Raw genomic sequence first — 20,229 nt, 5'->3', positions numbered from 1 at the left:
TCCGGGCCCGGCCCTTTTTACCGTCCGCGGCCCGGCGGGGGCGTGCATCTGTGCCCGCGTACACAACGCCGAAGGCCCGCACCGGCCCGATCGACCTGATCGGGTGGTGCGGGCCTTCGGCGTTACCGAAAGGAGGTGCTAGGGGGAGACGCCCCCTAGGGCTACGCCTCGGTCTTGCGGAGGCGGAAGGTGAGCTCCAGCGACGCGTCCGTGAACGGCTCTCCGTAGCGGTCGTCGCCCTCGCCGGTGGCGAAGTCCAGGGCGAGCACCTCGTCGGCGATCAGCCCGGCGTGCTCGGCGAGCGCGGCCGTGGTCGCCTCGGACGTGGCCGACCAGCGCACCGCGATCCGGTCCGCGACGTCCAGACCGCTGTTCTTACGGGCTTCCTGGATCAGCCGGATCGCGTCCCGGGCCAGGCCCGCACGGCACAGCTCATCGGTGATCTCCAGGTCGAGGGCGACCGTGGCACCGGAGTCCGACGCCACCGACCAGCCCTCGCGCGGGGTCTCGGTGATGATGACCTCGTCGGGGGCCAGCGTCACTGTCTCGCCGTCGACCTCGACCGACGCCGTGCCCTCGCGCAGGGCGAGCGAGAGCGCCGCCGCGTCGGCGCCCGCGACGGCCTTGGCCACCGCCTGGACGCCCTTGCCGAAACGCTTGCCCAGGGCCCGGAAGTTGGCCTTGGCCGTGGTGTCCACCAGCGAGCCGCCCACTTCGGAGAGCGAGGCCAGCGAGGAGACGTTCAGCTCCTCGGCAATCTGTGCCCGCAGTTCGGCGCCGAGCGTCTCGAAGCCACTGGCCCCGACGAGCGCGCGCGACAGCGGCTGACGGGTCTTCACGCCCGACTCGGCGCGCGTCGCACGCCCCAGCTCGACCAACCGCCGTACCAGCGCCATCTGCTGGGAGAGCTCCGGGTCGATCAGCGACGGGTCGGCCACCGGCCAGGTGGACAGGTGGACCGACTCCGGTGCGTCCGGGCTGACCGGCACGACCAGGTCCTGCCAGACCCGCTCGGTGATGAACGGGGTGAGCGGCGCCATCAGCCGGGTGACCGTCTCGACCGCCTCGTGCAGGGTGCGCAGCGCCGCCTTGTCGCCCTGCCAGAAGCGGCGGCGGGAGCGGCGTACGTACCAGTTGGAGAGGTTGTCGACGAAGCCGGAGAGCAGCTTGCCGGCGCGCTGGGTGTCGTATGACTCCAGGGCCTCGGTGGTCTGCTCGACCAGGGCGTTGAGCTCGCTGAGCACCCACCGGTCGATCAGCGGGCGGTCGGCCGGGGCCGGATCGGCCGCGCTCGGCGCCCACTTCGACGTACGGGCGTACAGGGCCTGGAAGGCGACCGTGTTCCAGTACGTCAGCAGGGTCTTGCGGACGACCTCCTGGATGGTGCTGTGTCCGACGCGCCGGGCCGCCCACGGGGAGCCACCGGCCGCCATGAACCAGCGGACCGCGTCGGCGCCGTGCTGGTCCATCAGCGGGATCGGCTGCAGGATGTTGCCCAGGTGCTTGGACATCTTGCGGCCGTCCTCGGCCAGGATGTGGCCCAGGCAGACGACGTTCTCGTACGACGACTTGTCGAAGACGAGCGTGCCGATCGCCATCATCGTGTAGAACCAGCCGCGGGTCTGGTCGATGGCCTCGGAGATGAACTGCGCGGGGTAGCGCTTGTCGAAGAGGTCCTTGTTCTTGTACGGGTAGCCCCACTGGGCGAAGGGCATGGACCCGGCGTCGTACCAGCAGTCGATGACCTCGGGCACGCGGACCGCGGTGGCGTCGCACTGCGGGCAGCCGAAGGTCACCTCGTCGATGAACGGCCGGTGCGGATCGAAGTCCGACAGATCGCGGCCGGACAGCTCGCCGAGCTCGGTACGGGAGCCGACGACGGTGAGGTGGTCCTGCTCACAGCGCCAGATGGGCAGCGGGGTGCCCCAGTAGCGGTTGCGGGAGAGCGCCCAGTCGATGTTGTTGTTGAGCCAGTCGCCGAATCGGCCGTGCTTGACGTTGTCCGGGAACCAGTTGGTCTTCTCGTTCTCCCGCAGGAGGCCGTCCTTCACCGCGGTCGTGCGGATGTACCAGGACGGCTGCGCGTAGTAGAGGAGCGCGGTGTGGCAGCGCCAGCAGTGCGGGTAGCTGTGCTCGTACGGCGTGTGCCTGAAGAGCAGGCCGCGCGCGTCGAGGTCCGCGGTCAGCTTCTCGTCGGCCTTCTTGAAGAACTCGCCGCCGACCATCGGCACGTCGTCGGCGAAGGTGCCGTCGGGGCGGACCGGGTTCACCACCGGCAGGCCGTACGCGCGGCAGACCTTGAGGTCGTCCTCACCGAAGGCGGGGGCCTGGTGGACCAGTCCGGTGCCGTCCTCGGTGGTGACGTAGTCGGCGTTGACGACGAAGTGCGCCGCGCTGTCGAAGTCGACCAGCTCGAAGGGGCGCTGGTAGGTCCAGCGCTCCATCTCGGCGCCGGTGAAGGTCTGCCCGGTCGTCTCCCAGCCCTCGCCGAGCGCCTTCTCGACCAGCGGTTCGGCGACGACGATCTTCTCCGTGCCGTCGGTGGCGACGACATAGGTGACCTCGGGGTGCGCGGCCACGGCGGTGTTGGAGACCAGCGTCCAGGGGGTGGTCGTCCAGACCAGGAGGGCGGCCTCGCCCGCGAGGGGGCCCGAGGTGAGCGGGAAGCGGACGAAGACCGACGGGTCGACGACCGTCTCGTAGCCCTGGGCCAGCTCGTGGTCGGACAGGCCGGTGCCGCAGCGCGGGCACCAGGGGGCGACGCGGTGGTCCTGGACCAGGAGCCCCTTGTTGAAGATCTCCTTCAGGGACCACCAGACGGAGTCGATGTACTCCGGTTCCATGGTCCAGTAGGCGTCGTCGAGGTCGGTCCAGTAGCCCATCCGGCGCGTGAGGTCGGCGAAGGCGTCCGTGTGGCGGCCCACCGACTCACGGCACTTGGCGTTGAACTCGGCGATGCCGTACGCCTCGATGTCCTTCTTGCCGTTGAAGCCGAGCTCCTTCTCCACGGCGAGCTCGACCGGCAGGCCGTGACAGTCCCAGCCGGCCTTGCGGGCCACGTGGTAGCCGCGCATGGTGCGGAAGCGCGGGAAGACGTCCTTGAAGACGCGGGCCTCGATGTGGTGGGCGCCCGGCATGCCGTTGGCGGTGGGCGGGCCCTCGTAGAACACCCACTCCGGGCGGCCTTCGGACTGCTCCAGGGTCTTGGCGAAGATCTTCTGCTCGCGCCAGAAGTCGAGCACGGCGTGCTCGAGGGCGGGCAGGTCGACCTGGGCGGGCACCTGGCGGTACTGCGGCGTCGTCATTCGCGTATTCCTCCGACGGGCTGCTGCCTTCCGTCGGAGGGACGAGAGCCGGTCGCCGTACGGCGCGCTCCCGCGGTACCACCCTCCTTGGCCCGCCGGCGCGGGTGTGCCGGTGAGCCCCCTCATTGGGGTCGCGCTGCCGGGTCTACTGGCCGTGGGCGGTCTGCCACGGCGTTCTTCCGGCGGCTCAGGGGTGATCTTCACGCTCGCGCCGGCCCCCGGGCTCACACCGTCCCCGGGTCGCTCTCGGCTGCGTACGGGCGCTACTCGTCCCCATCCATGCCTTTCGCTGCGCCCAGTGTACGGGGCCGGGCGCGGGTCGGCCGACTGGTTATTCCGGTACGGGGCGGGGCCGGCCGTACTGCGCCGGTACTGCGTCGGCTGACCCGAATGGGCATACGCGGCTCGACGGACTCGCGCGTGCGGTCCGTGGCGGATTACGGGGCGGGGAGCTGGGCACAACGGATGCAGGTCCGTGGTGCGGCAGCTGTGGGGCGGGCTAATCGGGCGGCGTGCCCCGTTGCCGCGAGCTTGAAGTCGATTTATCGTCCCAGCACGATTCGCGTGCAAGATCACAAATTGTGAAGGGGCCGCGGCCATGGTGGCGAAGAAGCCCGCCGTACAGCGTTCGGCGTCCGCCAGATCCACCGGTTCGGCCGGTTCCGCCGGTTCCGCTGGTGCGTCGGCCAAGGACGTGGGCGGTAAGAAGAGCACGGCCGCGACGAGGAAGGCACCGACCAAGAGCGCGGCGGCGGTGAAGAGCGCCGCGAAGGAGACCGCGGCCGCCAAGAAGACGACCGCCAAGAAGACGACCGCGAAGAAGGCCGCCAAGAAGACGGCCCCCAAGGCCGCCGTGTCCAAGGAGGCGGCGGCCAAGAAGGCCGCGGCCAAGACGGGTGCCGCCGACAAGGAGGCCGCGGCCGGGAAGACGGCCGCGAAGGAGACCACGGCCCCCAAGAAGGCGGCCCCCAAGAAGACGGCCGCCAAAAAGGCGGCTGCCAAGAAGACGGCCTCCAAGACCGCTGCCCCCAAGGCCGCGGGCAAGAAGACGGAGACCGCGGCCCACAAGAGCACAAGCGCGCGTACAGGCAAGAAGAGTGCTGCCAAAAAGGCGGTCGCGTCCGCGGCCGAGGTCGCGGCGGGTGCCGCGGAGGAGACGGGAGCCAAATCGGTGGTTGCGAAGAAGACTCCGGGGACGGCGACGGCGGCGGAGAAGGAGACCGGTGGCGTGCCCAAGGCGCGGGCCGCGGCCGCCGAGCCGGGTGAGCTCGCGGTACGCCCGGGTGAGGAGCCCTGGACCCCCGAGGAGGTGGCCGAGGCCCGTACCGGGCTGATCGCCGAGGCGGAGCGGCTGCGTACCGAGATCCAGAGCTCCGAGGAGGCCCTGGCCGGGCTGATGCGGGACTCGGGGGACGGTGCGGGCGACGACCAGGCCGACACCGGCACGAAGAACATCACGCGCGAGCACGAGATGGCGCTCGCGGCCAACGCCCGCGACATGCTCCAGCAGATCGAGCGGGCCATCGGGCGGCTTGACGCGGGCACGTACGGCCTGTGCGAGCACTGCGGCAAGCCGATCGGGAAGGCACGTATCCAGGCCTTCCCGAGCGCGACCCTGTGCGTCGAGTGCAAGCAGAAGCAGGAGCGGCGCTACTGACCACGCTCCTGAGGCCCGGTGACCGTACGTGTGTGGTGACCGTACGTGTGTGTCGTACCCTCATCCTCAGTCAGGTATCGAGGTTGAGGGACTCACGTGGCAGAGGCGGAGCGCATCATCAGTACGCCGGACATCCCTGAGGCCGCAGGCGCGGAGCCGGAACACAGCGGCGACGAGGTGGCAGAGGTGGCGGAGCCGTCAGAGCCGTCGGAGCCGGCCGCGCCCAAGGGACACCGGCGGATCGCCGTGCTGCTCGGCGTGGCCCTACTCGCGTACCTGCTGGACCTGGGCAGCAAGATCCTGGTGGTCACCAAGCTGGAGCACCACGAGCCGATCGAGGTGATCGGCGACTGGCTGCGGTTCGAGGCGATCCGGAACGCGGGCGCTGCCTTCGGTTTCGGCGAGGCCTTCACCGTGATCTTCACGGTGATCGCGGCGGCGGTGATCGTGGTGATCGTCCGGCTGGCCCGCAAGCTCTACAGCCTGCCGTGGGCGATCGCGCTCGGCCTGCTGCTCGGCGGTGCGCTGGGCAATCTCACCGACCGGATCTTCCGGGCTCCCGGTGTCTTCGAGGGCGCCGTGGTCGACTTCATCGCGCCCAAGGGCTTCGCCGTCTTCAACCTGGCGGACTCGGCGATCGTGTGCGGCGGCATCCTGATCGTGATCCTCTCGTTCCGCGGTCTCGACCCGGACGGCACCGTCCACAAGGACTGACGGACCGTTCGCGGGGACTGACGTACGAGAGCGGGCGCCGCGTCCGGCATACTCGTCTGGTGAGCACCATTCCCGAGATCCGGTCCCTGCCCGTGCCCGACGGCCTGGAGGGCGAGCGTGTCGACGCCGCCATCTCCCGCATGTTCGGCTTCTCCCGTACGAAGGCCGCCGAGCTGGCAGCGGCGGGGAAGGTGCTGGTCGACGGGTCGGCGGTCGGCAAGTCCGAGCGGGTGCACGGCGGGGCTTGGCTTGAGGTGGAGCTGCCGCAGGCGGCGCCCCCGGTGCAGGTCGTCGCCGAGCCGGTCGAGGGCATGGAGATCGTGCACGACGACGACGATCTCGTAGTGATCGTCAAGCCGGTCGGCGTCGCCGCGCATCCGAGTCCCGGCTGGAGTGGCACCACGGTGATCGGTGGTCTCGCGGCCGCCGGATACCGCATCTCGACCTCGGGTGCCGCCGAGCGCCAGGGCATCGTGCACCGCCTCGACGTGGGCACGTCCGGCCTGATGGCGGTCGCCAAGTCGGAGCGGGCGTACACCTCGCTCAAGCGGCAGTTCAAGGAGCGCGTGGTCGAGAAGAAGTACCACACGCTGGTGCAGGGCCACCCGGACCCGATGAGCGGCACCATCGACGCCCCGATCGGGCGCCACCCGCAGCACGACTACAAGTGGGCCGTGACCGCCGAGGGCAAGCCGTCCGTCACGCACTACGACCTGATCGAGGCCTACCGCGCGGCGTCCCTGCTCGACGTGAAGCTGGAGACCGGCCGCACCCACCAGATCCGGGTGCACATGGCCGCCCACCGGCACCCGTGCGTGGGCGACCTGACCTACGGCGCGGACCCGACGCTGGCCAAGCGACTCGGGCTGACCCGGCAGTGGCTGCACGCCGTGCGGCTCGGTTTCGAGCACCCGGCGGACGGCCAGTGGGTCGAGTTCGCGAGCAGCTACCCGGCCGACCTGCAGAAGGCCCTGGACGCGATCGCCGAGGAGACCTACGGGTGACCCGGCCGTCGTACGAGGTCCGGGTCGCCGGTTCGCCCGCCGACCGCGAGGCGTGCTTCACGGTCCGTAAGGCGGTCTTCGTCGTCGAGCAGCGGGTGCCCGAGGATCTCGAGTACGACGCGTACGACTCCGACGAGAGCACCGCGCATGTGCTCGCCGTCGGCCAGGACGGACCGCTCGGCGCCGGACGGCTGCTCGTCGGCCCCGAGGGGTACGGCCCTGAGACCGGCAAACTGGGACGGCTCGCGGTGCTCGAGTCCGCGCGCGGGCTCGGCGTGGGGATCGCCCTGGTGCGGGCCATCGAGACCGAGGCGGCCCGCCGCGGCTGCGCCGAGGTCGTGCTCTACGCCCAGACATCGGCGCTCGGCTTCTATGAGCGCCTGGGGTACGAGGCCTACGGCCCGGAGTTCACGGACGCGGGCATCCCGCACCGCGCGATGCACCGGGCTCTCTGACGCTCCCGGTATTTCTTCAGGCCCCTCACGCAGGCGACTGACCTGCGCGGGGGCTTTTCTGTGACCGAGGATAGTTAGGAAAGTTTCCAGTCTGTCTTGACGCTAACTGGAAACAACCCTAACTTTCACGCAGGTCCATCCCCCCACCTCCCCCCACGGAGTCAGCGATGAGGCGTCAGCACCGTACTGTCATGTCCATGCTTATAGGGCTTCTGATGGTGGCCCTGCTCGCCCTGGCAGGGCCCGCCCACGGTGGTCAGACCCACCAGAGCGGCGGCGGCCAGGGCGTCAGCACCGAAGCCCGGTCGGCCGTCGCGTACCACGGTCGGCTCAGGGTCTGCGGAACCCGGCTCTGCGGCGCGGACGGGCGCCCCGTCCAGCTCACCGGCATGAGCACCCACGGCACCCAGTGGTACCCGCAGTGCGTCACCGGGAAGTCCCTCGACGCGCTCGCCTACGACTGGCGGGCCGACGTCCTGCGGGTCTCGACGTACGTCCAGGAGGGCGGCTACGAGACCGACCCGGCCGGATTCACCGCCCGTGCCCAGAAGTTCGTCGACCAGGCGCACCGCCGCGGCATGTACGCGATCGTCGACTGGCACATGCTCAGCCCCGGCGACCCGCACTACAACACCGCCCGCGCCAAGACCTTCTTCCGCGAGATGGCCCGCAAGTACCGGAACAACCCGGGCGTGCTGTACGAGATCGCCAACGAGCCCTCCGGTGTCAGCTGGTCGCGCATCAAGTCCTACGCCGAGCAGATCATCCCGGTGATCAGGGCCGAGGACCCCAAGGCCGTGGTGCTCGTCGGCACCCGGGCCTGGTCCTCGTTCGGCGTCTCGGAGGGCGGCAGCGAGCGCGAGGTCGTCAACAACCCGGTGCGGGCCGCCAACGTCATGTACACCTTCCACTTCTACGCGGCCTCGCACCGCGGGGAGTACCTGGCGGCCCTCGACCGGGCGTCCAGCCGACTGCCGGTGTTCGTCACGGAGTTCGGCACGCAGAACTACGCGGGCGAAGGGGCCAACGACTTCACGATGGCGCAGCGGTACCTCGACCTGATGCGGAGCAAGAAGATCTCCTGGGTCAACTGGAACTACTCCGACGACCACCGCTCCGGCGCCGTCTTCAAGTCCGGCACCTGCGACAGGGACACCAAGTGGACCGGCACCTCGGTGCTGAAGCAGGCCGGAGTCTGGGTCCGCGGCAAGATCAGGCAGTAGCTCGCACTCCTGCACGGACCAGGGCGATCGGTGACCTACGGGCCACGATCGCCCTGGTCCGCCGCTGTGCGCGGCCGTGCACGCGCCGTCCAGGACGCGCGGGCGTGCGCCTCCCCGTCACGGTGGTCAGATCGCCCTGGCGCACGACGCGACCCGGGCCCTGCACCGGGCGGCCAGCCGCAAGGACGCCCGGCAGAGCCGCGCGGCGACCTGGGTGAACCTCAGAACGGTCAAGATCACAAATACGGCGACGGGCATCATCGACTTAACTGGCGCGCCCCTGTACGCCGACCGGAGCGGCCACAGCATCGTGCTCAACGAGGTACGGCCCGCCGACAGCACCTCGCACTCGCGCGTGGTGTGCGCCAGGGCGGCGGGCGCCGCCTGGCCGCTCACCGAGAAGAAGTGCGCGATCGCCCCGCCTGACTGACCCTCCGCTGAACCTCAGCCCAGTCCGGTGCGCGGGGGCTCCGGTGCCGGGTGCTCCGGGTGGTAGTCGGCCGGGGGCAGGACCGCGGGGGACGTGGCGATACGGGNCGGTGCCCTTGCTCTGGTCGACCGACGCCAGCTGGGCGACCCAGGTGTCGGCCACCTTGTCGGCGGGCGGGGGCGGTTCGGTGGTCGGTGTCGAGGTGGGTGTCCGGGTCGGCTTCGAGGACGAGGATGGGGACGGGGACGACGACGGGGACGGGGTGGGCGTCGGTGTGACGGGCTCGGTCGGCTGCTGTACGGGTGAGCTCGTCCGGTCGCCGCCCTTGTCGCCCCCGGCCTGGTCGCCGGTGCCGTCGCGGAGCGCGAACACCAGTGCGGCGGCGGCCACCACGGCGACGGCCACCGCGATCGCCGCGATGATCACGGGCGTACGGGTACGGCTACGGGGCTCGGGGTACGGGCGCGGCGCCGTCGGCTGCTGCGGTGTGTGCGGGAGCGCCGGGGCGCCGGGGGCGGTGGGACGCGGGCTGTCGACCTGGGGCGGAGGCGGCGGCAGCGGGGGAGCGTAGGCGGTCTGGGTCGGCTGAGCCCACTCGGGCTGTCCGCCCGCCTCGACCTGCGCCAGCATCGCGTCCAGCCGCTCGGCGGCGGGCCGCGCGGCCGGATCCCGTACCAAGAGGGCGTTCAGTACGGGCGCGAGCGGTCCGGAGCGCACCGGGGGCGGCACCGGGTCGTCCAGGACCGCCGCGAGGGTGGCCAGCGTGGTGCCGCGGCGCAGCGGGCTGATGCCTTCCACGGCCACGTACAGCACCACGCCGAGCGACCACAGGTCGGAGGCCGGGTCGGTGTCGACGCCGCGGATGCGCTCTGGGGCGATGTACTCGGGCGAGCCGATCAGATCGCCGGTCGCGGTGAGCGAGGTAGCGCCCTGCAGGGCGGCGATGCCGAAGTCGGTGAGGACCGCCGAGCCGTCCTCGCGGAGCATGATGTTCGCGGGCTTGACGTCACGGTGGTGGATGCCCGCCGCATGCGCGGCCCGTAGCGCGGACAGCACCTGGCGGCCGATCCGGGCTGCGTCCGCGGGCGGCAGCGGACCCTGGCCGATCCGGTCCTGGAGGGTGTGCCCGGGCAGCAGCTCCATCACCAGCCACGGGTGCTCGTGCCGCTCGCCCGCCGCGACGATGTGATGGATCGTCACCACATGCGGATGGCTCAGCCGGGCCAGCGCCCTGGCCTCGCGCAGCACCCGTTCGCCGAGCTGCGCACGTGCCTCGGCGGTCAGTGCCGGGTCCGGGGGCCGGACCTCCTTCAGGGCCACCTCGCGGTGCAGCACGGTGTCGCGGGCCCGCCACACCGTGCCCATGCCGCCGCTGCCGAGCCGCTGCAGCAGCTCGAACCGCCCGTCGATGACCTCGCCGGGTGCGCTCACGGAGCCGTTCCCCCTGTATGCCTCTACCCTGCCTGCGTATTGCAGGCAGGGTAGAGGGTTTTGGCTCTCAGGCGCGCGTCAGCCCGCGCGGTAGGCCGTCCAGTGGTCCTGCATCCGCTGGGCCTGGCCCGCGGTGAACTGGTACATGCAGGCGTCGTACGTGTAGTCCATGAAGTTGTGGATCGGGTCCACGCCCGCCTTGCGGGCGCAGCTGTCCCGGCCCTCCGGGCACTGGTACGCGGGGCTCTTCTCGGGGGCGGTGTCCGCTACGTAGTCGCCCTTGCCGTTACAGCCGCCCTGGAAGGTGTGGTAGAGGCCCATCCAGTGGCCCACCTCGTGGGTGGCCGTGTCGCCCTCGTTGTAGTTGCCAGCGGTGCCGCCGGGCAGCGAGGTGTCCAGGACGACCACGCCGTCCATCTCCGGGCTGCGGTCGTACGAGTCGGGGAAGGTGGCCCAGCCGAGCAGGTCGTCGCCGAGGTTGGCGGTGTAGAAGTTGAGCGCGCCGGGGCCGCCCTGGCGCAGCGTGGACTTCATCTCCCTCTCGGCGGTGGAGCCGTGCGAGAGGCCGTTGTACCAGGAGGCGTTGTCGGTGTAGGTGGTGTCCGCCAGCGAGAACTGGAAGCCCGAGTCGGCGTTGCCGTCGCCCTGGCCGCCGAAGCCCTCGTTCAGGACGGCCATCTGGTTGCTGATGTCGGTCGCGGTGAGCTTGCCGTTGGTGCCGTCGTGGATCACGTGGAAGTAGACCGGGATCGTGACGGTGGCCGCGGCGGAGACGTCGAACCCTCGGTTGCTCGAACGCGCCTTGTCGAGCTTCTCCTTGAGGTCGGCGTTCATCGCCTTGGCCTTGGCCGCGGTGATGTCGTTGGGCTCGTTCGCGTGGTCGCTGTGGCCGTCGTGGCCGGGCTTGGCCTTACGGGCGGAGGAGACACCCTCGTCGTCGCACTCGTCGGAGGCGGAGGCGGAGGCGGCGGTGGCGGGAGCGGCGCTCGCGTACCCGGTGGGGGCGGAGAGCGGGGCGGCAAGTGCCAGGGTTCCGGCCATGATTGCCGTACCGATGAAGCGTCTGCCCAGACGTGGGGATATGCGGGCAAGGTGGCGCATGGTGACTCCTCGCGGAAGCGGACAGGGAGGGATTTCCTCACCGCCGCCGGGAGATTACGTGGCCATGTCAGATGTGGGGGAGGAACGATCAGGCCCAATCAAACGTGAGGTGAATCGGGCCAACGGGGAGAAAATTTCAGGCATCAACCAGTGTTTGAAAGATGGCTGAAACAGAAGGGGCCACCAGGACGGGCGGTGTGTCCGCATTGATGCCACGGACGGACACCACTCGTCCCGGTGGCGTGATCCGCGCGTAACAGGCGCGATCATGGCTGGAATTGATCGGTCAGCCCACCGGACGATCGGTCAGTGCACTGGCGGGAGGTCGGTCAGTGCGCCAGCAGGGTCGGCCAGTGCGCTGGCGGGGTCGGCCAACGCACCGGCAGGGTCGGTCAGCGCACCGGCTGGTCGACGCGCTCCATGCGCTGGGTCCCGGTGCGCGTGCGGTACGAGCGCGCCCACTTCGAGGTAGCCCCGGCATCGGTCCGGTCGGACAGCACGTAGTAGTCCATCTGCGCGTGCTCGGACGTCACGTCGAGGACGCCGTAGCCGTGCGAGTCCATGTCCAGCCACTTCACATGGCGGTTGGCCCCCTTGATGGCCGCCACCGCGGCCAGCGAGACGGTGTGCGGGGCGACGCCCAGGATCTCGTCCAGGTTGTCCGAGGTCACCGAGGTGACCACGAACTCCGTGGCCGCGGACCGCGAGAGCGGATACGTCGCGGCCTTCACCGGCAGGTCGTTGGCCCACGCCATGTGGATGTCGCCGCTCAGGAACACGGTGTCCTTGATGGCGTTCCGGTTGAGGTGGGTCAGCAGCTCCTTGCGGTCGGCGGTGTACCCGTCCCACTGGTCGGTGTTGACGGCCAGGCCCCCGGTGGGCAGCCCGAGCAGCTCGGCGAGGGGTTTGAGCAGGTAGGAGGGCAGCGAGCCGAAGGCCAGCGGCGAGATCATCACCGAGGTGCCGACCAGCTTCCACTGGGCGTCGGAGGCGGTCAGGCCCTGCTTCAGCCAGTCCAGTTGGGCGCGGCCCGCGATGGTGCGCTCGGGGGAGTCCACGTCGCCGCTGCCGACCTTGGCCTGTTCGGAGCGGAAGGACCGCAGGTCCAGGAGGTGGATATCGGCCAGCTTGCCGTAGCGGATACGGCGGAAGACGGTGCCCTCGGTGGCGGCGCGCACCGGCATCCACTCGAAGTAGGCCTGCTTGGCGGCGGCCATCCGCTCGGCCCAGGCGCCCTCGGACTCGGGGGTGTGGTTCTCGGCGCCGCCGGACCAGGCGTCGTTGGCCAGCTCGTGGTCGTCCCAGATGGCGACCACCGGGTGCCGGGCGTGCAGCGCCATCAGGTCGGGGTCGGTCTTGTACTGGCCGTGCCGGGCGCGGTAGTCGGCGAGCGTGACGATCTCGTGCCGCGGCTCGTGCTCGCGTACGACCTTGTCCGGCTCCGGGTAGCCGCCGGTCTCGTACTCGTAGAGGTAGTCGCCCAGGTGCAGGATCGCGTCCAGGTCGGCGCGGGCCGCCAGATGCCGGTACGCGGAGAAGTAGCCGGCCTCCCAGTTGGAGCAGGAGACCACACCGAAGCGGACGCCGGGCGCGGCGGCGTCGTGCGCCGGGGTGGTGCGGGTGCGGCCGACCGGCGAGTGGACGTCACCGGCCTGGAAGCGGAAGTAGTAGTCGGTCGCCGGGCTCAGCCCCCGTACGTCGGCCTTGACGGTGTGGTCGGACGCGGCCTTCGCGGTGGTCGAGCCGCGGGCCACCACCTTGGTGAAGCCCTTGTCCTCGGCTATCTCCCAGTCCACCTGGATGTCCTGGCCCTTGCCGGAGCCGGGCACCGCGTCGGGGGTGGGGGTGATCCGGGTCCACAGCAGGACGCCGTCAGGGAGCGGATCGCCGGAGGCGGTGCCGTGCAGGAAGGCTTGGCCCTGTTCGGCTTCGGCGGCCTGAGCGAGTGGGGCGGCCGCGAACGAGACGGCGGCCGCGGTGGCCGCGGCGGCCTTGACGACCGTACGGCGGCTGGGAGTTGTCTGGAGTCTACTGGTCACGGCCGATCATATTACTGATCGGTAAAGGGGTAGGGCGGGCGACCTTCGAATGTTCGCCCGCCCTTGTTCCGGCGTTAGTTCACCTCGTGCGCTACTTCTTCAGGGCCGCTTCCAGCGTGCTCTTGTACTCGTCCAGGGTCTGCGGGGTCTCCAGCTTCTTGCCGTCCATCTTCAGGGTGGGGGTGCCCTCGACGTCGCCGTCGCTGAACTTCTTGGACATGTTCAGCGCCCACTTGTCGAAGGTGCCGTCCTCGACGTCCTTCTGGAAGGCCTTGTTGTCCTTGAGGTCGGGGACCTCGTTCGCGATCTCGATCAGATACGCGTCGTCCTTGAACTTGTCGTCGCTCTCCGAGGGGTGGTTCTCCTTGGAGTACAGCGCGGACTTGAAGTCGAGGAACGCCTCCGGGCTCACGTCGAGGGCGGCGCCGAGCGCGCTGAGCGCGTTCTTCGAGCCCTCGCCCGGGGCGGCGTTGTCGATGAAGGTGGCGCCGATGAACTGGACCTTGTACTTGCCGTCCTCGACGTCCTTGGCCAGCTGTTCGCCCGCCGCCTGCTCGAAGGAGGCGCAGGCCGGGCAGCGCGGGTCCTCGTACAGCTCCAGGGTCTTCTTGGCGTCCTTGTCGCCGATGACGAGGGTGGTGCCGTCCTTGCCGGTGGCGCCGGCGGGCTTCACCAGCTTGTTGTCCTTGGCCTCGTCCCAGTAGGTGGGCTGGTTGGCCTGCACGATCGCGTAGCCGATGCCGCCGGCGACCGCGAGGACGCCGACGACCGAGGCCGCGACGATCAGCTGGCGGCGCATCTTGTCCTTCTTGGCCTGCCGCTCGCGCTCGATCCGCAGCCGCTCGCGTGCCGCCTGCTTCGCCGCCTGGCTGTTGCGCTTGCTCATGATGGAGTTCTCCGTGGATCGTCTGTGACGTGGGTGGGATGGCCGTGCTCGGACTCGCTCAGGCGAGTGCGGAGCACGGCGGTCCACGCCGTCCGACGGAGTGGGTGAGCAGCCGGATACGCGGGGTTGGCGTCCGGTGGGTGTGCCGCGGCGCACGGCGCGCAGCCGCACGGGGCGCCAGGACGACCGCGACCGCGATCAGCAGCGGGCGGAAGGCGAAACCCCCCACCGCGCGCATCAGCTGGGTGAGCGCGCTCTCACCGCGCCGCAACCAGCCCGCGGCGATGAGCCCGACGCTCACATGGGCGCCAAGGAGCAGCCAGGCGCTCGCAGGGTCGGCGGTGGCCAGCAGTTCGGCCGCGGGGCGCTGCCCACCGGTCACCTGGGCCAGAGAGGTGCCCACGTCGCCGCCGCCGCACAGCACGTCGAGGCCGAGCGAGCGCAGCGGTCCCGTGACGGGGCCGCCCGCCTCGCCGTAGCAGGTGTGCTGACCGGTGGTGAGGACCGTGTCGGCGGCCAGTTCCAGCGGGATCAGCAGGGCGGCGATCCGCCAGTAGCCGCGCTCCCGCCCGGCCAGCAGATACGCGAGGACGAAGACCCCGGCGCCCACCGCGGCGACGGTGGCCAGCGGCAACGGCGCCTCGGACAGCAGGACATGCGCGGCGGCGGACAGCGTCACGACCAGTGCCGTGAAGAGCGCCGCCCGCAGCACTCGCAGCTGCGTTCCGGAAGTGTCGTTCATCGCCGCAGAGTGTGCCATGTCGGTGGGTAAGGACCTCCTCAAGGTTCGCTGTGCGGCCTCGCCGTGCGGGCCGCGCTGTGTGCTAGAGGCCCGGGATCCGACCGTTGCGGAACAGGTCGACGAAGATCTGGTGGTCCTGGCGGGCCCGCGCTCCGTAGGTGTGCGCGAAGTCGACCAGGAGCGGGGCGAAGGACTCCTCGTCGGCCGCGATCGCCGCGTCGATCGCCCGCTCCGTGCTGAACGGCACCAGCTCCGAGTGCGCCCGCTCGTCGTCCGCGACCGCGTGCATGGCGGCGGTGGCCCGGCCCAGATCCCGTACCAGCGCCTCGATCCGCTCGATGTCGTTGATGTCCGACCAGTCCAGGCGCACGGCGTAAGGCGATATCTCGGTCACCAGCTGGCCCGCGCCGTCCAGCTCGGTCCAGCCGAGCCAGGGGTCGGCGTGCGACTGCAGGGCGCGCTGCGCGGCCACCGTGCGATGGCCTTCGTGCTGGAAGTACGCGCGGATCGCCCGGTCCGTGATGTGCCGCGCGACGGCCGGGGTCGCGGCCCGCCGCAGGGAGATCACGACGTCGTTCTCGAAGGCGTCGCTGTGCCCCTCCAGCAGGATGTTGTACGAGAACGGGCCCGCGGAGCCGCTGCCGCTGCCGCGCCGCCCCACCACGTCCTTGACGCGGTACGAGTCCGGGCGGGTCAGGCTGGAGTCGGGGAGCGTCTCCAGATAGCCGTCGAACGCGGCGAGCACCTTGTACCGCGTCGCGGCGTCCAGTTCGACGGCGTCGTCACAGGACGCGAAGCGGCGCTCGTGCTCCCGGATCTCGGTCATCGAGTCGAGCAGGGCGACCCGGCTGCGGGAGCGCGCGGCCCGCAGCGCGTCGAGCACCGGGCCCTCGGCGGTGTCCAGCGAGAACGGTGGCACCTCGTCCGTCTTGGCGCCGGTGGCCAGGGCGTGGATACGCTCGCGGTAGGCGGTGGCGAAGCCGCGTACCAGCTCGGTGATCTGCTTGTCACTGAGCGCCTTCTCGTACCCGATGAGCGCGACGGAGGCCGCGAAGCGCCGCAGATCCCAGGTGAACGGGCCGACGAAGGCCTCGTCGAAGTCACGGGCATGGAAGACCAGCCGGCCCTGGTCGTCGAGGTAGGTGCCGAACTTCTCGGCGTGCAGATCGCCGTGAATCCACAGGCGCGCCGTGCGGTCGTCCAGATACGGACCGCCGTGCCGCTCGCGCGCCAGATCGCCGTAGAACAGGCAGGCCGCGCCGCGGTAGAAGGCGAAGGGGGAGGCCGCCATCTTCCGGAACCCGACCAGGGCCGCGTCCGGGTCGGATGCCATGAGGCCGCCGAAGGCGGTGTCGAACGAGGCGAGGATCTGCTCACCGCGCTGCTCGGCGGTGGGCTGGGAGACCGACATCGCTGGGTGCCTCCTGGTGCGGTACATCACGGACAGGTGTTCCGCCCCTACCAACGGACGGGACCGGCGCCGAGTGCCCGCGGACTGTCAGTGCCCGCACGTAGACTTCGTAGCTGATTCCACCCGCTCGTCACCCCACCTGTCGCCGCGCTTTCTCGGAGGTCCTCCGTCGTGACCAAGCCGCCCTTCACGCACTTGCACGTCCACACCCAGTACTCGCTGCTGGACGGTGCCGCGCGGCTCAAGGACATGTTCAAGGCCTGCAATGAGATGGGCATGACGCATATCGCCATGTCCGACCACGGCAACCTGCACGGCGCGTACGACTTCTTCCACTCCGCGAAGGACGCGGGCGTCACACCGATCATCGGCATCGAGGCATACGTGGCGCCCGAGTCGCGGCGCACCAAGCGCAAGATCCAGTGGGGCCAGCCGCACCAGAAGCGGGACGACGTCTCGGGTTCCGGTGGTTACACCCACAAGACGATCTGGGCGCACAACAGCACGGGCCTGCACAACCTCTTCAAGCTCTCATCGGACGCGTACGCCGAGGGCTGGCTGCAGAAGTGGCCGCGCATGGACAAGGAGACCATCTCCCAGTGGTCCGAGGGCCTGATCGCGTCCACCGGCTGCCCCTCAGGTGAGCTGCAGACCCGACTGCGCCTCGGGCAGTACGAGGAGGCGCGCAAGGCGGCGGCCGAGTACCAGGACATCTTCGGCAAGGACAAGTACTTCCTGGAGCTGATGGACCACGGCATCGAGATCGAGCGGCGGGTCCGCGAGGACCTGCTGAAGATCGGCAAGGAGCTGGGCATCCCGCCGCTGGTCACCAACGACTCGCACTACACCTACGCGCACGAGTCCACCGCCCATGACGCGCTGCTGTGCATCCAGACCGGCAAGAACCTCTCCGACCCGGACCGCTTCCGCTTCGACGGCACCGGGTACTACCTGAAGTCCACGGACGAGATGTACGCCATCGACTCCTCGGACGCCTGGCAGGAGGGCTGCCGCAACACCCTGCTGGTCGCCGAGCAGGTCGACGTCTCCGGGATGTTCGAGAAGCGCGACCTGATGCCGAAGTTCGAGATCCCGGACGGCTTCACCGAGGTCACCTGGTTCCAGGAGGAGGTCCGGGTCGGCATGAACCGCCGCTACCCGGGCGGCGTCCCCGAGGACCGCCAGAAGCAGGCCGAGTACGAGATGGACATCATCATCCAGATGGGGTTCCCGGGATACTTCCTGGTCGTCGCGGACTTCATCATGTGGGCCAAGAACAACGGCATCGCCGTGGGCCCAGGACGTGGCTCCGCGGCCGGTTCGATCGTGGCGTACGCGATGGGCATCACCGACCTCGACCCGATCACGCACGGCCTGATCTTCGAGCGGTTCCTCAACCCCGAGCGTGTCTCCATGCCCGATGTCGACATCGACTTCGACGAGCGCAGGCGCGTCGAGGTGATCCGGTATGTGACGGAGAAGTACGGCGCCGACAAGGTCGCCATGATCGGCACCTACGGCAAGATCAAGGCCAAGAACGCGATCAAGGACTCCGCGCGCGTGCTCGGCTACCCGTACGCGATGGGCGACCGGCTCACCAAGGCGATGCCCGCCGACGTCCTGGGCAAGGGCATCGACCTCAACGGCATCACCGACCCCACCCACCCGCGCTACAGCGAGGCGGGCGAGATCCGGGGGATGTACGAGAACGAACCGGACGTGAAGAAGGTCATCGACACCGCCAAGGGCGTCGAGGGCCTGGTCCGGCAGATGGGTGTGCACGCGGCCGGCGTGATCATGTCCAGCGAGACGATCACCGACCACGCCCCGGTCTGGGTGCGGCACACCGACGGCGTGACCATCACGCAGTGGGACTACCCGCAGTGCGAGTCGCTCGGCCTGCTGAAGATGGACTTCCTGGGCCTGCGCAACCTTACGATCATGGACGACGCCGTCAAGATGGTGCGGGCCGGCAAGGGCGTCGACCTGGAGATGCTGGAGCTCCCGCTCGACGACCCCAAGACGTACGAGATGCTCTGCCGCGGTGACACGCTCGGCGTCTTCCAGTTCGACGGCGGCCCGATGCGCTCGCTGCTGCGGCTGATGAAGCCCGACAACTTCGAGGACATTTCCGCCGTCTCGGCCCTGTACCGGCCGGGCCCGATGGGCATGGACTCGCACACCAACTACGCGCTCCGCAAGAACGGCGCCCAGGAGATCACGCCGATCCACAAGGAGCTGGAAGAGCCCCTCAAGGAGGTGCTCGGCCTCACCTACGGCCTGATCGTGTACCAGGAGCAGGTGCAGAAGGCCGCCCAGATCATCGCGGGCTACTCGCTCGGCGAAGCCGACATCCTGCGCCGCGTGATGGGTAAGAAGAAGCCCGAGGAACTGGCGAAGAACTTCGGCATCTTCCAGGCCGGCGCCCGCAAGAACGGCTACTCGGACGAGGCGATCCAGGCCCTCTGGGACGTTCTGGTGCCGTTCGCCGGCTACGCCTTCAACAAGGCGCACTCGTCGGCGTACGGCCTGGTCACCTACTGGACCGCATATCTGAAGGCGAACTACCCGGCCGAGTACATGGCCGCACTGCTTACCTCGGTCAAGGACGACAAGGACAAGTCGGCGGTCTACCTCAACGAATGCCGCCGTATGGGCATCAAGGTACTTCCGCCCAATGTGAACGAATCCGAGCAGAACTTCGCCGCACAGGGCGACGACGTGATCCTCTTCGGCCTCTCCGCGGTCCGTAACGTCGGCACCAACGTCGTCGAGTCGATCATCCGCAGCCGTAAGGCCAAGGGGAAGTACGCCTCCTTCCCCGACTACCTCGACAAGGTCGAGGCCACCGCCTGCAACAAGCGCACCACCGAATCGCTGATCAAGGCGGGCGCCTTCGACACCATGGGCCACACCCGCAAGGGCCTCACCGCACAGTACGAACCCATGATCGACAACGTGGTGCAGGTCAAGCGCAAGGAGGCCGAGGGACAGTTCGACCTCTTCGGCGGCATGGGCGACGAAGGCGCCGACGAGCCGGGCTTCGGACTCGACGTGGAGTTCTCCGACGACGAGTGGGAGAAGAGCTATCTGCTCGCCCAGGAGCGCGAGATGCTCGGCCTGTACGTCTCCGACCACCCGCTGTTCGGCCTGGAGCACGTGCTGTCCGACAAGGCCGACGCCGGCATCGGACAGCTCACCGGCGGCGACTACTCCGACGGCTCGGTGGTCACCATCGGCGGCATCATCTCCGGGCTCCAGCGCAAGATGACCAAGCAGGGCAACGCCTGGGCGATCGCCACCGTCGAGGACCTGGCCGGCTCCATCGAGTGCATGTTCTTCCCGGCCACCTACCAGCTGGTGTCCACCCAACTCGTCGAGGACGCCGTTGTCTTCGTCAAGGGGCGCCTCGACAAGCGCGAGGACATCCCGCGGCTCGTCGCCATGGAACTCCAGGTCCCCGACCTGTCGAACGCGGGCACCAACGCCCCGGTGATCATCACGATCCCGACGGTGAAGGTCACCCCGCCGATGGTCGGCCGCCTCGGCGAGATCCTCGGCCACCACAAGGGCAACTCCGAGGTGCGGATCAAGCTCCAGGGCGCTCGCAAGACCACGGTGCTGCGACTCGACCGGCACCGGGTGCAGCCCGATCCGGCGCTCTTCGGCGACCTCAAGGTGCTGCTCGGCCCGTCCTGCCTGGCGGGCTGACCGCCCCGCTGCTCCACGCGTCGAGAGGCGCGTCTTCTTCACCCGTCGAGGGGGGGGGGCGCGGCGGGGCCGCCCCCCCCCGTGGGGGCCGCGCCCCTCGACACAGGTGACTGGAGACTC

At 69.6% G+C, this 20,229-nt stretch carries 13 protein-coding genes; 6 read left to right on the top strand and 7 right to left on the bottom strand.

What is annotated here, in order from left to right:
- Nucleotides 1-161 precede the first annotated feature (161 nt).
- On the bottom strand, nucleotides 162-3,305 hold the full coding sequence (gene ileS, locus U9R90_RS25480; protein ID WP_411059004.1) for an isoleucine--tRNA ligase: 3,144 nt from the start codon (nucleotides 3,303-3,305) through the stop codon (nucleotides 162-164).
- Between the two features lie 598 nt (nucleotides 3,306-3,903).
- Between ileS and U9R90_RS25475 the strand changes: the two genes are divergently transcribed.
- The 5 genes from U9R90_RS25475 to U9R90_RS25455 all read left to right on the top strand — a co-directional run bounded on the left by U9R90_RS25475 (nucleotide 3,904) and on the right by U9R90_RS25455 (nucleotide 8,358).
- Entirely contained in the window at nucleotides 3,904-4,962 is a 1,059-nt protein-coding gene (locus U9R90_RS25475) for a TraR/DksA family transcriptional regulator (RefSeq protein WP_411059003.1), read from the top strand.
- Between the two features lie 96 nt (nucleotides 4,963-5,058).
- Entirely contained in the window at nucleotides 5,059-5,676 is a 618-nt protein-coding gene (gene lspA / locus U9R90_RS25470) for a signal peptidase II (RefSeq protein ID WP_411059002.1), read from the top strand.
- Between the two features lie 59 nt (nucleotides 5,677-5,735).
- A complete protein-coding gene (locus tag U9R90_RS25465; RefSeq protein WP_411059001.1) occupies nucleotides 5,736-6,680 on the top strand; it encodes an RluA family pseudouridine synthase in 945 nt (314 codons plus the stop codon).
- On the top strand, nucleotides 6,677-7,135 hold the full coding sequence (locus U9R90_RS25460; protein WP_411059000.1) for a GNAT family N-acetyltransferase: 459 nt from the start codon (nucleotides 6,677-6,679) through the stop codon (nucleotides 7,133-7,135). Before U9R90_RS25465 ends, U9R90_RS25460 begins: the two co-directional genes overlap by 4 nt.
- A gap of 191 nt (nucleotides 7,136-7,326) precedes the next feature.
- Nucleotides 7,327-8,358 (top strand): glycoside hydrolase family 5 protein, encoded by a 1,032-nt coding sequence (locus tag U9R90_RS25455; protein ID WP_411058999.1) that lies wholly within the window; start codon nucleotides 7,327-7,329, stop codon nucleotides 8,356-8,358.
- 265 nt (nucleotides 8,359-8,623) lie between these two features.
- Here U9R90_RS25455 and U9R90_RS25450 read toward each other — a convergent pair whose 3' ends face one another.
- The 6 genes from U9R90_RS25450 to U9R90_RS25425 all read right to left on the bottom strand — a co-directional run bounded on the left by U9R90_RS25450 (nucleotide 8,624) and on the right by U9R90_RS25425 (nucleotide 16,398).
- Complete coding sequence (locus tag U9R90_RS25450; RefSeq protein ID WP_411058998.1) at nucleotides 8,624-10,219, bottom strand: protein kinase domain-containing protein; 1,596 nt, start codon at nucleotides 10,217-10,219, stop codon at nucleotides 8,624-8,626.
- Between the two features lie 78 nt (nucleotides 10,220-10,297).
- Nucleotides 10,298-11,320, bottom strand: a complete 1,023-nt coding sequence (locus U9R90_RS25445) for a zinc metalloprotease (protein ID WP_411058997.1) — start codon at nucleotides 11,318-11,320, stop codon at nucleotides 10,298-10,300.
- 392 nt (nucleotides 11,321-11,712) lie between these two features.
- A complete protein-coding gene (locus tag U9R90_RS25440) occupies nucleotides 11,713-13,359 on the bottom strand; it encodes an alkaline phosphatase D family protein (protein WP_411058996.1) in 1,647 nt (548 codons plus the stop codon).
- Between the two features lie 91 nt (nucleotides 13,360-13,450).
- The gene (locus U9R90_RS25435) at nucleotides 13,451-14,245 is read right to left on the bottom strand and encodes a DsbA family protein (RefSeq protein ID WP_411058995.1); all 795 of its coding nucleotides are present in this window, start codon (nucleotides 14,243-14,245) and stop codon (nucleotides 13,451-13,453) included.
- A 58-nt stretch (nucleotides 14,246-14,303) separates the two neighbouring features.
- Nucleotides 14,304-14,987, bottom strand: a complete 684-nt coding sequence (locus tag U9R90_RS25430) for a hypothetical protein (protein WP_411058994.1) — start codon at nucleotides 14,985-14,987, stop codon at nucleotides 14,304-14,306.
- A gap of 82 nt (nucleotides 14,988-15,069) precedes the next feature.
- On the bottom strand, nucleotides 15,070-16,398 hold the full coding sequence (locus U9R90_RS25425) for a DUF2252 domain-containing protein (protein WP_411058993.1): 1,329 nt from the start codon (nucleotides 16,396-16,398) through the stop codon (nucleotides 15,070-15,072).
- A 171-nt stretch (nucleotides 16,399-16,569) separates the two neighbouring features.
- Between U9R90_RS25425 and dnaE the strand changes: the two genes are divergently transcribed.
- Entirely contained in the window at nucleotides 16,570-20,109 is a 3,540-nt protein-coding gene (gene dnaE, locus U9R90_RS25420; protein ID WP_411058992.1) for a DNA polymerase III subunit alpha, read from the top strand.
- Nucleotides 20,110-20,229: the final 120 nt, after the last annotated feature.

The organism is Streptomyces sp. E11-3 (assembly GCF_046540415.1).
In the GTDB taxonomy this organism is placed as follows: domain Bacteria; phylum Actinomycetota; class Actinomycetes; order Streptomycetales; family Streptomycetaceae; genus Streptomyces.
Note: the sequence above shows the minus strand (reverse complement) of the source record. Positions and strands in the feature narration are given on the sequence as shown.

Excerpts from the sequence above, each read along its gene's own strand:
- ileS (WP_411059004.1), bottom strand. The coding sequence starts at position 3,305 with ATGACGACGCCGCAGTACCGCCAGGTGCCCGCCCAGGTCGACCTGCCC.
- U9R90_RS25475 (WP_411059003.1), top strand. The coding sequence starts at position 3,904 with ATGGTGGCGAAGAAGCCCGCCGTACAGCGTTCGGCGTCCGCCAGATCC.
- U9R90_RS25455 (WP_411058999.1), top strand. The coding sequence starts at position 7,327 with ATGTCCATGCTTATAGGGCTTCTGATGGTGGCCCTGCTCGCCCTGGCA.
- U9R90_RS25445 (WP_411058997.1), bottom strand. The coding sequence starts at position 11,320 with ATGCGCCACCTTGCCCGCATATCCCCACGTCTGGGCAGACGCTTCATC.
- U9R90_RS25435 (WP_411058995.1), bottom strand. The coding sequence starts at position 14,245 with ATGAGCAAGCGCAACAGCCAGGCGGCGAAGCAGGCGGCACGCGAGCGG.
- U9R90_RS25430 (WP_411058994.1), bottom strand. The coding sequence starts at position 14,987 with ATGAACGACACTTCCGGAACGCAGCTGCGAGTGCTGCGGGCGGCGCTC.
- U9R90_RS25425 (WP_411058993.1), bottom strand. The coding sequence starts at position 16,398 with ATGTCGGTCTCCCAGCCCACCGCCGAGCAGCGCGGTGAGCAGATCCTC.